The sequence below is a fragment of the Carnobacterium maltaromaticum DSM 20342 genome, from assembly GCF_000744945.1.
Taxonomy (GTDB): domain Bacteria; phylum Bacillota; class Bacilli; order Lactobacillales; family Carnobacteriaceae; genus Carnobacterium; species Carnobacterium maltaromaticum.
In genome coordinates this window covers 2,627,883-2,641,032 of sequence record NZ_JQMX01000001.1, presented here as the reverse complement: position 1 = coordinate 2,641,032, position 13,150 = coordinate 2,627,883, and the positions used below count along the sequence as shown (strand labels likewise).

Annotated in this window: 24 protein-coding genes; 6 read left to right on the top strand and 18 right to left on the bottom strand. The window is 32.9% G+C overall.

The annotated features are described in order from the left end of the window. Window positions 1-5: 5 nt before the first annotated feature. The 11 genes from BR77_RS12400 to BR77_RS19130 form a co-directional block, all read right to left on the bottom strand. On the bottom strand, window positions 6-776 hold the full coding sequence (locus BR77_RS12400) for a putative HNHc nuclease (RefSeq protein WP_051926723.1): 771 nt from the start codon (window positions 774-776) through the stop codon (window positions 6-8). 13 nt (window positions 777-789) lie between these two features. Further along, window positions 790-1,071, bottom strand: a complete 282-nt coding sequence (locus BR77_RS12395; protein ID WP_035065199.1) for a hypothetical protein — start codon at window positions 1,069-1,071, stop codon at window positions 790-792. 51 nt (window positions 1,072-1,122) lie between these two features. Beyond that, window positions 1,123-1,857 carry a hypothetical protein gene (locus tag BR77_RS12390; RefSeq protein WP_035065196.1) on the bottom strand — a complete coding sequence of 245 codons (735 nt, stop codon included), beginning with the start codon at window positions 1,855-1,857 and terminating at the stop codon, window positions 1,123-1,125. Window positions 1,858-1,880: 23 nt separating this feature from the next. Next, entirely contained in the window at window positions 1,881-2,318 is a 438-nt protein-coding gene (locus BR77_RS12385) for a hypothetical protein (protein ID WP_035065193.1), read from the bottom strand. 35 nt (window positions 2,319-2,353) lie between these two features. Then, window positions 2,354-3,715 (bottom strand): PcfJ domain-containing protein, encoded by a 1,362-nt coding sequence (locus BR77_RS12380; RefSeq protein WP_051926722.1) that lies wholly within the window; start codon window positions 3,713-3,715, stop codon window positions 2,354-2,356. Further along, entirely contained in the window at window positions 3,712-4,185 is a 474-nt protein-coding gene (locus BR77_RS12375) for a Cas9 inhibitor AcrIIA9 family protein (protein WP_035065189.1), read from the bottom strand. Before BR77_RS12375 ends, BR77_RS12380 begins: the two co-directional genes overlap by 4 nt. Next, window positions 4,182-4,568, bottom strand: coding sequence for a hypothetical protein (locus BR77_RS12370; RefSeq protein ID WP_035065186.1), 387 nt, complete (start codon window positions 4,566-4,568; stop codon window positions 4,182-4,184). Before BR77_RS12370 ends, BR77_RS12375 begins: the two co-directional genes overlap by 4 nt. Window positions 4,569-4,596: 28 nt before the next feature. Continuing rightward, window positions 4,597-5,415: a rolling circle replication-associated protein gene (locus BR77_RS12365; protein ID WP_035065185.1), complete on the bottom strand. Its 819-nt coding sequence runs from the start codon at window positions 5,413-5,415 to the stop codon at window positions 4,597-4,599. Window positions 5,416-5,652: 237 nt separating this feature from the next. Next, on the bottom strand, window positions 5,653-5,823 hold the full coding sequence (locus BR77_RS19135; RefSeq protein WP_155520271.1) for a hypothetical protein: 171 nt from the start codon (window positions 5,821-5,823) through the stop codon (window positions 5,653-5,655). Next, window positions 5,823-5,948, bottom strand: a complete 126-nt coding sequence (locus BR77_RS19530) for a hypothetical protein (RefSeq protein ID WP_257613286.1) — start codon at window positions 5,946-5,948, stop codon at window positions 5,823-5,825. The genes BR77_RS19135 and BR77_RS19530 overlap by 1 nt, the downstream gene beginning before the upstream one ends. A 13-nt stretch (window positions 5,949-5,961) precedes the next feature. Continuing rightward, window positions 5,962-6,672 (bottom strand): antA/AntB antirepressor family protein, encoded by a 711-nt coding sequence (locus tag BR77_RS19130; RefSeq protein ID WP_035065182.1) that lies wholly within the window; start codon window positions 6,670-6,672, stop codon window positions 5,962-5,964. 110 nt (window positions 6,673-6,782) lie between these two features. On the opposite strand from BR77_RS19130, the gene BR77_RS12355 reads away from it, so the two are divergent. Then, complete coding sequence (locus BR77_RS12355) at window positions 6,783-7,019, top strand: DUF1883 domain-containing protein (protein WP_035065180.1); 237 nt, start codon at window positions 6,783-6,785, stop codon at window positions 7,017-7,019. A 4-nt stretch (window positions 7,020-7,023) separates the two neighbouring features. Here BR77_RS12355 and BR77_RS12350 read toward each other — a convergent pair whose 3' ends face one another. Then, window positions 7,024-7,203 carry a hypothetical protein gene (locus BR77_RS12350; protein ID WP_035065177.1) on the bottom strand — a complete coding sequence of 60 codons (180 nt, stop codon included), beginning with the start codon at window positions 7,201-7,203 and terminating at the stop codon, window positions 7,024-7,026. Window positions 7,204-7,283: 80 nt separating this feature from the next. After that, the gene (locus tag BR77_RS12345; RefSeq protein ID WP_035065174.1) at window positions 7,284-7,652 is read right to left on the bottom strand and encodes a hypothetical protein; all 369 of its coding nucleotides are present in this window, start codon (window positions 7,650-7,652) and stop codon (window positions 7,284-7,286) included. A 105-nt stretch (window positions 7,653-7,757) separates the two neighbouring features. Here BR77_RS12345 and BR77_RS12340 point away from each other — a divergent pair, with 105 nt between their 5' ends. Next, on the top strand, window positions 7,758-8,075 hold the full coding sequence (locus BR77_RS12340) for a hypothetical protein (protein WP_035065171.1): 318 nt from the start codon (window positions 7,758-7,760) through the stop codon (window positions 8,073-8,075). Between the two features lie 20 nt (window positions 8,076-8,095). On the opposite strand, the gene BR77_RS12335 is transcribed toward BR77_RS12340, so the two are convergent. From BR77_RS12335 to BR77_RS18745, 3 genes are all read right to left on the bottom strand, one after another. Then, entirely contained in the window at window positions 8,096-8,290 is a 195-nt protein-coding gene (locus tag BR77_RS12335) for a hypothetical protein (protein ID WP_035065168.1), read from the bottom strand. Window positions 8,291-8,371: 81 nt separating this feature from the next. Beyond that, window positions 8,372-8,668, bottom strand: coding sequence for a MerR family transcriptional regulator (locus tag BR77_RS12330; RefSeq protein ID WP_035065164.1), 297 nt, complete (start codon window positions 8,666-8,668; stop codon window positions 8,372-8,374). 58 nt (window positions 8,669-8,726) lie between these two features. Further along, window positions 8,727-8,900 (bottom strand): DUF739 family protein, encoded by a 174-nt coding sequence (locus BR77_RS18745; RefSeq protein WP_257613278.1) that lies wholly within the window; start codon window positions 8,898-8,900, stop codon window positions 8,727-8,729. A gap of 22 nt (window positions 8,901-8,922) precedes the next feature. Here BR77_RS18745 and BR77_RS18740 point away from each other — a divergent pair. Next, window positions 8,923-10,064, top strand: a protein-coding gene (locus tag BR77_RS18740) for an IS3 family transposase (RefSeq protein WP_233463432.1) whose coding sequence is annotated in 2 segments (ribosomal slippage) — window positions 8,923-9,169 and window positions 9,169-10,064 — 1,143 coding nt in all. Because the reading frame shifts where the segments join, the coding sequence is not laid out codon by codon here. Here the strand turns inward: BR77_RS18740 and BR77_RS12315 are convergent. Then, the gene (locus BR77_RS12315) at window positions 10,061-10,219 is read right to left on the bottom strand and encodes a DUF739 family protein (protein WP_080732574.1); all 159 of its coding nucleotides are present in this window, start codon (window positions 10,217-10,219) and stop codon (window positions 10,061-10,063) included. The two genes, BR77_RS18740 and BR77_RS12315, sit on opposite strands and share 4 nt — an antisense overlap. A gap of 161 nt (window positions 10,220-10,380) precedes the next feature. Between BR77_RS12315 and BR77_RS12310 the strand changes: the two genes are divergently transcribed. The 3 genes from BR77_RS12310 to BR77_RS12300 all read left to right on the top strand — a co-directional run bounded on the left by BR77_RS12310 (window position 10,381) and on the right by BR77_RS12300 (window position 12,609). Beyond that, window positions 10,381-10,776 carry a helix-turn-helix domain-containing protein gene (locus BR77_RS12310; protein ID WP_035066154.1) on the top strand — a complete coding sequence of 132 codons (396 nt, stop codon included), beginning with the start codon at window positions 10,381-10,383 and terminating at the stop codon, window positions 10,774-10,776. Between the two features lie 113 nt (window positions 10,777-10,889). Then, entirely contained in the window at window positions 10,890-11,354 is a 465-nt protein-coding gene (locus BR77_RS12305; RefSeq protein WP_035065161.1) for a hypothetical protein, read from the top strand. A gap of 85 nt (window positions 11,355-11,439) precedes the next feature. Then, on the top strand, window positions 11,440-12,609 hold the full coding sequence (locus BR77_RS12300; protein WP_035066150.1) for a tyrosine-type recombinase/integrase: 1,170 nt from the start codon (window positions 11,440-11,442) through the stop codon (window positions 12,607-12,609). Window positions 12,610-12,771: 162 nt separating this feature from the next. Here BR77_RS12300 and BR77_RS12295 read toward each other — a convergent pair whose 3' ends face one another. Beyond that, a complete protein-coding gene (locus BR77_RS12295; protein WP_035065157.1) occupies window positions 12,772-13,119 on the bottom strand; it encodes an initiation-control protein YabA in 348 nt (115 codons plus the stop codon). Window positions 13,120-13,150 lie beyond the last annotated feature (31 nt).

Sequence of the window (13,150 nt, the reverse complement as noted above, 5' to 3'; positions counted from 1 at the left end):
ACTTCCTAACCTGTTGTGAATATTTCTGGTACATTTTGAGTAGCCAATTGTTCTGGTCCATACTGCCTGTTTTTAACTTCGTATGGATATTTAATGTTTGTATCTAAATCTTGTTGAGTAACTTTTATTCCAGCTACATGATACTTATTAAAAAATGTATCAAGCCCTATAAAATGGGTTTCAGTATGATGGACCCAACAAAGGCACATCATTCTACTTTTCGTATGATCAAACTGATTACGGTCAAGGCCCATGCCAATACTGTCATAATGATGAACTTGATTGCCACTGCCGACCCTGTCGCATATCACGCATTTTCTTTTAACTAAACATAGATATACATAGTAAGAAATATCTTCAGTGATTTCCCTTCCTGGTCTAGTTGTATGCATCCCTAGCTCATGGATCAACAACAGAAGAAAGCTTATAAAATCTTTAGCAAACGACATGCTGCATTTTTTTAAACTGAATTCTCCTATTCCTGTCGTATTTCTGTAAGATTGCTTAATCAACTCTTTTGTTTGAGCATAACTATATGCCCCTTTTCCTCCGTCATATTGATTATGAATTTCTCTTATTAAGCCATGAATCGTTTTATTTTGTTGTGCTGATAGATAGCGATTATCAAATAATTCAACATTTACAACCACTTCTCCATCTCTAGAAAATCTTTTTAGTGAACGATCAGATATAGAATCATCTAGTTCAACTATTAATTGCTGTTTTCCATTTTCAGATATTCTTTTACTTACAACCTTAGCTAGACTGTTTTCCAAATTGCATCACAACCTATCGTTTGCCTAACCATTTGTTCATTTTATTTTGACTTGTTCTCTTTGTTTTTTTATACTCTTGTTCTGCTACGCTGAGAATTGTTAAAAAACCCAGATGTGCAAGAAATATATTTTTTATTCCTTCTCTGTCAATAACTGCTTCTGCATCAAATGCTTTTCCTTTGTCATCTGTAGCAGCTCCATATAGATTATAAAAATCTTGTGCAACTAACCGAATGATCGACGGCTCTTTTTTCTCAAATTCAATGTAATATACTTTTCCTAATACTAATTCCATCTGGCATCCTCCTAATTGAATAGAATCAAAGGGGCATGAAGCCCCTTATCGTTACGCTATAATATTAATTTGGCTATCTTCAATTTCTTGTTTGAATGCTACTTCTAAATATTTACGCACATTTAAAATTGCTTCATTTTTCCAAAGTCCTCCATCAGCTTCAAATAAAGCGCATCTGCCTTCATCATCTAATCTAAATATAAAAGCACTTTCTGGCTGTGGTACTTCTAAAAATGTTCTGTATGGTTGCAATGTCGCTGGGCTTGGAACTTTTGCACTTGCTACTGTAGCAGCTCCCGATTTAACAATTGTCGTCTGACTGACTCCGTTATCGTTTAACTCAATCCCATTATCAATTTTTATTGCACCTGTAAATTCCAGTAACGCTTTTGCATCATCATTACGTTGAAATATTGATTGCAATTGAATAATAAAATCACTTGGTTTTAAAAATCTTCCGAACGGATAAACTGGCAAATCAACTACAGCTGTTAAAATATTTTCACGCTGTCCATTTTCATCTAACTGTGATAAAACTTTAACTGTAGTCGGATTTTTAACATGTAAGACTAACCGGTCCCCATCACGATCAAATTTCGCTTTAATGAAATCAATAACTCCTTGCAATGTATTTACAGTTAATGTCTCAGCATATTTCTTTTTATCCAATTCTGTTAAGTCATACTTGTTTCGGTCATAATATACCTTTTCGTTAACCTCAATCGTCTTTTCTTCATCCAGCGCTAGCTCTACTGCGTACTCTAAACTTTCTTTTAAATCTGTCATCTTACATTCCTCCATTGGCCTTATTAGGCATTATTTTGTTGTTTCTTTTGAAAATCAAGAACTGGCGTTTCTGCCTGTTCTGTTTTTTCTATTTCATCAATTGACGTTCCTATGTCCGTCTTTTGTTTGAAATCATCATTTGGATCTAAAAATGTTTGTCCTGGTACTAGGCTGACTAACTCAGCTGCTTGGATTGCCCCTGTATCCATGTCACGTCCGACTAAAACTGTGGTTGAAACTGAATTTTGCATCGCTAATTTGGATTTAGCTTGTACCACCATGTCAACAACGTCTCTCTTATCGTTTGTTGTCATTGTGATCTCGACAGTGATTTTTCTTTTTGCACCTGGATCAGTATTTAAATCAAGTAGGTTTTCAATTACTTCTTTTAATTCGTAATCAACCTTTTCTTGAATACCGCCATTTGCTAAATCTGAAATTTCTAATCTAATATTTTTCATGTTTTTTCTCCCATTCTATTTATATTTTTAACTAATTAAACAAATTCAGTTTTTCGAGTACTTCTTTTTTTGGCCGTTCTTCTATTTTTATTCGTCCATTCTAACCATCTTTCAGTGGCTTGCTTAACTTCTTTTGAAGCTGCTTTATTGTGTTTACCACGTAATTGGTTTATTTGGCCATTCTTGAACTCCAAAGTGAAAAATGGTGTATTCGGATATTCTTTTTCTCTAACAAAAACAATAGTAGTCTGGCCTTTTCTATGCCCTTCTACATAAGTGCTACTACCTACACAGTGATGCAAACTCTTACCTTCAACAATCAATTCATTCAAACTTTTTGGAACAAGAAAAACATAATCATCAATATCCTTTTCAAGCTTCATCGTGCTTTTAAGTCGTTTTCCAATATCAGCATCTCCTCGAGCAACATTCATTTCGTTCATTAACTTAACAACATTGTCATGAGCTTTTTTTAAATCTTTAGGTTTTACTAAATTCTGATCATCTGCTTTGATATTCAAGTCTTTCAACATGCCTAAATAATCTCTATAAAACTGCATGTCTACTTTATTTTTAATGACCCAATTCTGAAAACTAACGATTCCTACACATTTCGAAATACTATTTATATCTCGGTAGTTCATATATTCTTCAATACCAGGTACGACTTTCCCACCTCGTTCAAGCACTCGTCTTTTTAGTTCAAACACATAAAATGGATCTTGATTATTTTTTAGCAACTGTTTATTTACTCGCAGCCACTTCTTAGTAATTGTTCTAAAGTCTATCTGACAGTTGTTAGCAACTTCTCTTGCAATAGTTGTCGCACGTATTTTTTGAAGGTATTCTATTTCAAACTTAAATTTGTATAAATGTGGCAAATCCCCAAAACTCATATATTCCACTTCACTAAGATTTAAATATCTAAGTTCAGAAATAGTTTGAACCCGTTCTTCCCATTTATTCTTATAGAGCCTTGTTCCAGTGTACTTACCACCCATTATTCCAATGCTTACTAGACCGAAACCATATTCATTCATATATGAATAATGTCCGATTTGGATATGTTGATCATTGGCCAACAATTCTAAATTGGTTAATTCAGTTTCTATCGATTCTTTTCCATTTATAATTTGGACCCAATAACAATACGTTTGGATCTCAATTCTTTTTGCAGTAACCAAAACAATTGTAAAAGGGTAAAAGCCCGCATTAAAATCTAAATTAGATACTTTAGTTAATCTTTTTTCAATGACTTTGCTTCCTTGTCGTTCTGAAGATAAAATCATTTTTTCTTTGTTTTCCCACTTGTAAACTGGTATTTGGGATAAACACCAATCAAAAAATGACTTATTTGGCTTCAATCTATTGGTAATGTAACTTTTAGCTTCTCTCATAGCATATCCAGCAAACTCAATTGCTCTCCACTAACATAATTAGTTTTTTCAACTTTTGATTTAACTTCTTTCGTTGTACCAGCTCTCTTATTTGCGATAGATGAAACTTTATCACTAAATATTTTCTTCTCTTCCTTTTCCATTTTTGGGATGGATTCCGAACTGACAACTTCTGCAGTAATTTTTTCTGAACTTTTAGGTGCTTTTTTTGTAACAAAGTATTTCTTCACCCAACTAAAAACTGTTTCATTATCGATCATGGCCACACTTCCAACTTTTTGTTTTGAAGCTTGGTTAGTACAATATTTAACCGCTCCTTTTATACTTCTATCTACTTTTAGAATCCCTTCAAATAAAAGTTCATCTTCCTGATCACATAACCAATTATGAATAGCATCTTCAGCTCCGGAATGTTTCTCATTCATTTCAATAAGCATTTTTTCCGCTGCTTTCATTTTCAACTCATTCATTTCTCTCCCTCCTTATGCCTTAATTCCATATTTTCTTTAGCAAGTTTTTTAGCTTCCCCTCGGAAAAATTCATCTGTAGCAGTAACTGTTTGTAAATTAACCATGAGTTCCCATTTTCCACTATCTATTTTTTCTTGAACATACTCATACGAACATACTTCGCTCTTCACCTCGTAAATTCCTGTAATCCACATAATGAATACTGCATTCCCGTAATGCTGGAGCGCACTATAAATTGCTCCAGTCATCATTTCCCTAAAAGCAAAGCTACCTTTTAAATTCCTAACTTGGATGTTTTTTGATTCAAAGAAATTAAAACTTCTTTCATTTTGTTTATCTAATCTTGTTAACAATCCTTCAATTTCACTTTTTCTTTTCATCATCCAGAACACCTTCCCTGTATTTCATTTTTTAACCATAATACTTTTTCTTCCTATCCTTTTTCCACATTTTCAGATATACATGCCACCTATCTGTATGCTTATTAAACTTAGGAACAATTGATACAATGTCATAATTTGGATATTTTTTAGAGAAGAATTCTTCTCCTAAATCATTAGATACTGCTAACTGGTCTATTTTGCGTTTTTTATATCTACGATCATCTGGTGTCGTTTCTGGACGTTTTAAATTTCTACTACTTGACCAACTTTTTTTCTTATAAGGCTTATTCATGTATTTAACTAAACCCTCTATGCCGTTTCCATTACCATCGAACTGTAGTCTTTTTGCATTGATCCAACCCATTTGTTCTTTTGGCTGACCTTTTATTTTTTTTGACCACAAACTTTCCAGTTTATCCCTGTCTAAACCACCATTGATAATAAGATGGTGGTGAGGTTTAATTACAAAATTTCCTTCTTCATCCTCTTTAAATTCTGTGACTAAAATATATTTAAGTGGACCAACACCTTGCTTTTTCATTTCATATGCCACACGTCTTAGATAATTTCTTATTTCTTTTTCTGCCTCTTCAATTGTCTTTGGCGCATAATTCACATTGTAAGTGCACACTAAAGCCAAATCTTTTCTTGTAAAATTACCATGTGCTAGCAGCTTCATATATCTTTTACTATTTTTTTCATTTAAATTTACTTGGCTTGGTCTTATTAATTTTTCTTTTCTTTTCTTTTCACCTTGTTTTAGTTTTATTGCCCTCCCTATTCCTGGGATGATATCTACTTCCATATAATTCTTGCCACATTTAATTTGTTTCTCTCTCATGAACATTTGACTTACACCCTCCACTTTTTATAGTTTCGTAAGAATGTTACTATCCTATACAAGCTCACTATACGCCCTTAATACTAGCGTTTTGACTAGATTTATTAGGCTTGAAATGGTATAATTAATGTACCGATTTAATTAAACATTTCTACCTGTCACTAACGATTCCAGTCGCTAGTGACTTTTTTTGTCTGTATTTTGCGTAAATAAAGAAGCTACTTGTTTTATACTCAAATAACTTCATTTTTTAATTACTCGTCTTGCTTCGGTAGCTTCTTTATAGTTCTTTAACCGTCTGCTGCGTTTTTTGATTCTAGCAGCTGACCAGTCGTTTGTATGTTTCACTAACTCACTTAATTTCTTGAAATAATACTCCATTCGTTCCTCGTACTTTTGTTCGCTACTGATCACTAAATCACCACCGAAACAATAATTACAATTACACCGCATAAAATAGTAAATCCCAACCCACCAAAAAACCAAATTGCAGTTTCTTTATCATCTGTACCAAAATAATCATTTACTTTGTCAGTCATAAGTCATTCCTCCTTAGACTACTTCATCAAATAATTCTGTTTGAGTATTAGCTTTCTTAATTTTCAACGCTAATTCTGCTGACGGATGCCACATACCAACTAACTCCATTGCATCATTAAACTGAAGCTTCGGTATTTCTTCATAAGCTGCAACTTCAAAGTAATCTTTAATTTCTTTCCAGTGTTCGGAAATTGCTACTCGATAATATAGTGTATATGCTCTTGCTTTCTTTCCACCTACTGCTTTCATACAGTTAAATCGAACCGCTCTGGATAATTGTGCTTTTTGATTCCTAGATAGATCAATTTCATTTTTCAACATATCCACGTCAATTTTTACTGCTTCAAGATTTTTATTCGTCTGCTTTTGAGCTTCAAATGTTAAGGCTAAAACTTCCATTGGGTCAGCTGGCAATTTAAATTGTTTATATTCTTTTTCAACTTTGATGAAATATTGACGAGCTTGTTTCCCTTTTTCGCTTCGTTGAATCATAGAAATCTCTTTGGCCATATCTAAAATTAAAGCATGATCTTGTTTAGGACGTCCTCCAGTGCTTTCGCTCAAAATTGCGCTAAAGTCTACACCTTCAACAAATCCGTATCTAACCATTCTAGGAAACCAGTCTTTATATTCTGTAGCTACTTCAAGGAATCTGTGTAAATCACGACCGCTTGTTAGTTGCTCTCCATTTTCATTTGTTGTTACTTTAATTAATTCGTTCATTTACTTTCCTCCATAATTTAAATTGTTGGTAGCACCTATACTATAAAATTGATATACTTATATTATTAGCAAGTGGTCTGCTGAAATAAAGTAAAAACGAGGTGATAAAAATGGTTCAAATACCCTATTGCGATAGTACTGGTAAATTATCAGTACGAGTTGAGTTGAAAAATACTGCAAATGTTTTCCTAGTTGATAGCAACAACTATAGAAAGATGAAAGCAGGATCTAAATTTTCTTACCATGGTGGGAATTACTCTCAAACCCCAGTAAATATTACTGTATCTGGTACCGGAAGATATTATTTAATAGTAAACGGTAGCGCATATAGCTATAAATTTTATTAATTGATCAAAGAAAGTTGTCAGTTAAATGGCAACTTTTTTCTAATGTCGCATTATTTTCTATATGTTGATAAACTTCTTCCATTGCTTCTTTTATATTTGTAATTGTCATCCGTTTCGATTTTACTTCTGCTATTACCAATGCAACAAATTCCGTTTCTTGTTCTTCTGTCATTAATCTTTTCATCTTTACAGCTCCTTTGTATTAGTAGTTATGTTAGTTACTTTTGTAAATATTGTTCCTGCCAGTCTCAAAGCAATTTTTTCTTATATTTTACTCATTTCCTTAAAATATTTTTTTAAAAATTCACGTATTCCTTGATTTTCAAATCTCCAAGGTGCTCTTACACCTTCACCCATCCTACGTGCCAAATCACCTTCGATAACTCTTGGATCTCGACATATATTACTGACTATCCACTTACTACTAAATCCGGTAATGTATTCCATATCTTCCATTGTTAACCATTCTTTTTCTAACTTTTTATTATAGAATTTTTCGAGAAATTCAATAGCTACTTGGTATAACCAATTTTTATCCCACTCTATTTTCACCGGAATTCTTTCGTTATGCATACAATTACAGTTCTGTCTTTCCCAATCTAATCCATTCCCGTTTTTCTTGTTTTCTGCCATTTGTTTTCCTCCTTGATATTTCGTATATAGCGCCTATTAAACTTTATTGCTATACTTATATTACCAGCAATCCCTTTGCTGAATAATTAACAAGGTGGTGAAACTATGGAAATCGTTTTATCAATATGTGTCTCTGATGGCAGCAATATTGAAGTAGATGGATTTGACGAACTTTATTTCTCAAATGAACTACCTCAAAGCGAAATATCTCGAAATGCCTACTCTTGGGGAAATGACTATTACTTCGACTTATTGAATGGATTAGCTAAATATTCTTTCATTTCTGTAAAGCGGCATGATCCAATTGACAGACTAGAATATCATGATCATGTTTATGCCTTCTTAAATGAGAAGTTTGAACAAAATCAACCTATCCATCTAAAAACATCTGCAATTACTACTATTCAAAAAGTAAATATTTAATGTATTGGCATATCGTTTTCTTACATTTGAACGGTATGCCAACTATTTGAATGAAATATTTTCTCGGCTTTAGTTAAAATTTTGCTAGCTTCTTTTGCACTTGCGCCTTCTTTATACAAAATCAGATTGATCTCTTCAATGATTTTTCTTTCTTTATTTCCATCGATTGGTTTCCCAATATTACACTCACCTATATAACAATCTTCTTGATTCATTGATGCCCTCCTTGTATTAGTAATTATGTTAGTTACTTGTAAATATTGTTTCCCCACTGCTTTGTCCTGTCCGACATTTTATTAATTTAGCTTAGTATTTTTAACGATCCACTCTTCAACTGCTTTTTTAGGATACCTTCGGCCTTTTTCTCCAAAATCCAAATATGGAAACCCTTTCCTATTTAAAAAGTGAGCTTGGGCAGTTTTATCGCAACATTTTAGAATTCTATCAGTTACTTCTTTTGCTGTTAACAGCTCATCAGTGTCTAACTGTTCTTTCATCATCCCTAACAACTTAGGCATCATTATTTCCATTATCTTAGTTGCGAACCATTCAAAAAATTGTTTAGTTCCCATTTTATCAAACTGGATGTTCATTCAATCCACCCCCTTTTCTTCAATCTATCGTCCATTTAATATAGAAACAACTCTTAGTTCATTTTTCGTGAACTTTTTCTTTAAAAAAATACCTTGGAATGTCATCTATTGCAACATTCAATAATTTAGCCGCTTTTAAAATTTCATCATCTTTCCAAGACACTTTGTCATTTGGATATATACTAATAAAGTAGACAGTATTTTTAATGGTATACTGTTTATAAGTAGACACTAAAACGAAAGGAATGATTCAAATGTCCAATTACAAAAAATATGATGAAGAATTTAAGAAAAGCCTTGTTAATCTTTACCATGGAGGTAAAACACAAACTTCGTTGTGTAAAGACTATGGCGTTTCCTTTACAGCGTTATCCCGCTGGGTAAAACAATATTCTGAAGTTCAAATTGAAGATGGTTCTATCCTTACTGCTAAACAGATTAAAGACTTACAGAAGAAAAATGCTTTATTAGAAGAGGAAAACCTCATCTTAAAAAAAGCGATTGCCATCTTCACGCCACACTCAAACAACGATTAGATGCGGTTCATTTATTACGTTTTGATCATTCTATTGTGCGCCTTTGTAGAGTCTTAAACGTAAATAGAAGTACCTATTATAAACACTTTGACCCAACTCCTGCTCCTAGAACTGTTGAAAATCAACAGCTTCGACAAACCATTTTTTCTATCTATATGGATTCTAAAAAACGATTAGGTGCTGCGAAAATAAAAGTTGTTCTTGAGCGTGATTTTGGAATTTTCATTAGTGTTGGGCGAGTGTACCGATTAATGAAATCAATGGATTTGCCAAAAATGTCTACAGCTAAGCCGAAATTTTTATATGCGAAACCAAAGGTTTCTTTAGCTTACTCAAATCACTTAAACCAACAATTCAATCCGACTGAACCGAATCGAGTTTGGACGAGCGATATTTCTTACATTCCTGTTAATAAAGGGTTTGTTTATCTCTGTGTCATTTTAGATTTATTTTCCAGGAAAATTATAGGATGGCGCGTTCGTCCAACTATGGAAGCTTCTTTAGTCCTTGAGACACTTGAAACAGCTGTGAATCAAAGAAATCCCAAAGAGCCTGTTCTATTCCATACAGATCGTGGAAGCCAATACTGTGCGACTAGTGTTCGTCAATTTTTAGACACACATAACCTCGTTCCATCTTATTCCAAAGCAGCTTACCCATGGGATAATGCCGTAAACGAGTCTTTTTTTAAATATATGAAAAAAGAAGAACTGAACCGCAGAACATTTAGAACAATCCAAGAAGTTGAACAATCTTCATTTGAATATATAGAGGGTTTTTACAATTCAAAACGCCCCCATTCAGCAAACAATATGATGACCCCGAATGAAAAAGAAAAAATCTATTTTGGGTCTATCTAAATTGTATCTATTTTTGTGTCTACTTTATTGACATCTGTCCAATTAAGTTTAAGAGAAACACTTCTTTCTGATAACCCCATCGCAAGTGCGAAATTATATTGAGTCCCTAACTTTTCAGTAATCCTTCCTACAAGCGTTGAATAATCATAGCTCATTTCTTTTCCTCCTTCTTTTAGTTCATAAAACATGAACTTTTATATCTAAATCATATACTCCTTTTTGAACGCTGTCAACTAAAACATTCACGAATCATGAACTTTTTTATTGAAGTTATGTTCAATAAATTGTATACTTTAGTGGAAAGGTGGTGAAACACTTGAAAGTATCTACATCAACTAGGCTAAAACAAATAATGAGTGAACGTAATCTAAAGCAAGTTGACATCTTAAGGATGTCACTACCCTTACAAAAAGAGCTTGGAATCAAAATGGGGAAAAGCACATTATCACAATATGTCAACGGAATCCAATCTCCTGATCAGCATAGAATATATTTATTATCAAAAACATTGGATGTTAATGAACCTTGGTTAATGGGATTTGATGTTGACAAAAAAAGAATACCCGATAACGAAAGAGGTCCAATAGAAGAAAAAATTGGTCTTTCCAAAGATATTACTCATATATATGATAAACTTGATTTTCACAGACAAGAGATTGTCTATGCTACTGCTAAAAAACAATTAGAAGAACAACAAAAAAAGCTAAAATAGTCCCGCAAGAACTACTTTAGCTTATAATCACTATTAACGAGCGTGACAATATAATTATATCATAAAAAAATTAAAAGTGGTCTTTAATTTTTTGTGATAAACAAGGAGGAAATATGAAAAAAACATTAAGTGTTGGCTTAATTTTGTTATCTCTGGTTTCTTTAATTGGATGCGGTAGTCAAAATAAAGCTGCTGAAACTTCTTCGGAATTAGTCCAAAAAGATTTGTCACAAAAAGACGTTGATGCAATAAATATTGGATTCAACATTAAAGAACTATCAAAAGAGCTCGGCAAACCAGTAAAAATTTGGAAATCAGATGATTTTATTTATTCTCAGATTGATGACGCGATAAAAGTAAATGAAATAGCTGAATCATTGGTACATGATGAACAAATCAATCACTATAAAAACTTAAAAGAAATCGGAAGTAAGGCAAAAGAAATTGACGGGTTAGAACTTTACCAATTTGAATATCTATCTTCTACCGATACTAAAGAAACTTTTTTAGCATGGGTTAACCCAAAAAACAACACAGTAGTCTATATTAATCAAAGACCCTACATTGACGCTTCATAATCGGAATATTTATACATAGAAAGGAGTGATGACAATACTTCCCTTAAAAGTCCTGTCCGACATTAAAAGGAAGGAATTCATTACAATGACAAAAGCAAAAAGAACTAAAACAAAATATCCAAATATTTTTTCTTATTCTACAAAAAAAGGAATTAAATATCATGTCCGTATGAGATACACTGTTTCATATGGTGTTTATAAAGAAATAGATAGATCAGGCTTTTCACTTCCCGCCGCACGAGCATTTGTTAGGGAGACTGAAAAAAATATCGAACAACATGAATTCGGTTACTTAAACAACCATAAAATTACTGTTGATGATTACTTTGAAACCTTTAAAAAAAACCGAATAGAGTCTAAGGTATGGACCTCTGACTCTCAAGTATCATTTATAAATATTTATAATAACCATATATTCCCAGATTTCGGTCATGTTCCATTAATAAAATTAAATAGAAATATATACCAGAAATTTATCAATCGTAAATTATATATAGATGGATACGCATATCAATCTGTAAAAACTTTTCACAATCAATTCATGGCTTTAATTAACGATGCTGTTAACAGCGGTGTTTTAGAACGGAATCGACTTTCAAGAATTGTCCTACAGAGAGATAGCCCAGATAAAAATAAAAAGATAGAGCTAAAAGATTTTAAAATTTTTCTTGAAACTGCTGAGGCTATTCTTTCAAAATATCAATTTGCCAGACTATACTTGACTATTTTTGGTCTAAGGCGCGGTGAAGTAAATGGAATAACTTCTAGATATGTAAAATTTGTTGGTGATCAGAACATAGCTGAACTCCACGTAGCTATTACCCGAACATCTAATGCCCCTAGAAAAGGACCTAAAACAAAAGATAGCGATCGCATAATTAGAATAGATAAAAAAGGTAGCGACTTACTTGAATATGCGATTCAAGAGGCAACTAATATAAAAAAAGATTTTGGGGAAATTCTCCACCAAGATGATTATATTTTTTTAAATCCACTAACTGGAAAACCATACTCTGCTAATCATTTAAACAGATTGTTTGAAATAGTTAGTGATAAAGCAAATATAAAGATTCACCCTCACATGATGAGGCATAATTTCGCCACTCAAGCAGCACTAGCCGGCGCAACTTTAACCGATACAGCTAATTACTTGGGTCATTCAAATACTGGCCAAACAGAACACTATATTCAACGCACCAACGAGGGGACTAATAACGTCATAAACCTTGTAGAAACAAGACTATCGGAGGGATAAAAATAGAATTGCGGGATACTTTTAGTAAAAAAACTAAATATCCCACAATCCTCCCACTTCACTATTCTTTTTAATACATTTTAATTCCATTAATAAAACATATTTCCTTTTAAACTCACAATTCCAAAGGAAATAGATAGCATTGAAACGTATTGTTTTTATTTACGTTCTTCGCTCACCATAAATTACATCCAAACAAAATGCACAGGGTTCATCCCCAACTCTTCTTGAGCCATAGAAGACATTACAAACATGAAAGCCATCTTCATATAGCTTTTCTAAATTCATGCGAGATTTTGTCATTTCTGGTTCGACTACCTCTTCATCAATTCGTTTCTGTTTTTCTATATCATCTAAACGATCTCTTAAATGTTGGTTTTCAATCTGTAGCACCGCATTTTCTTCAACTAACTCTTCTACACCTTTTTTTAACGCTGTAATTTGGTGTAAAGTAGCATCAGTATCCAATTCTAACTTGGTGAAGCTATCATATAAAGTTCTTTTATCCATCGGTCCTCACCTACTCTTTTATATGAAATCG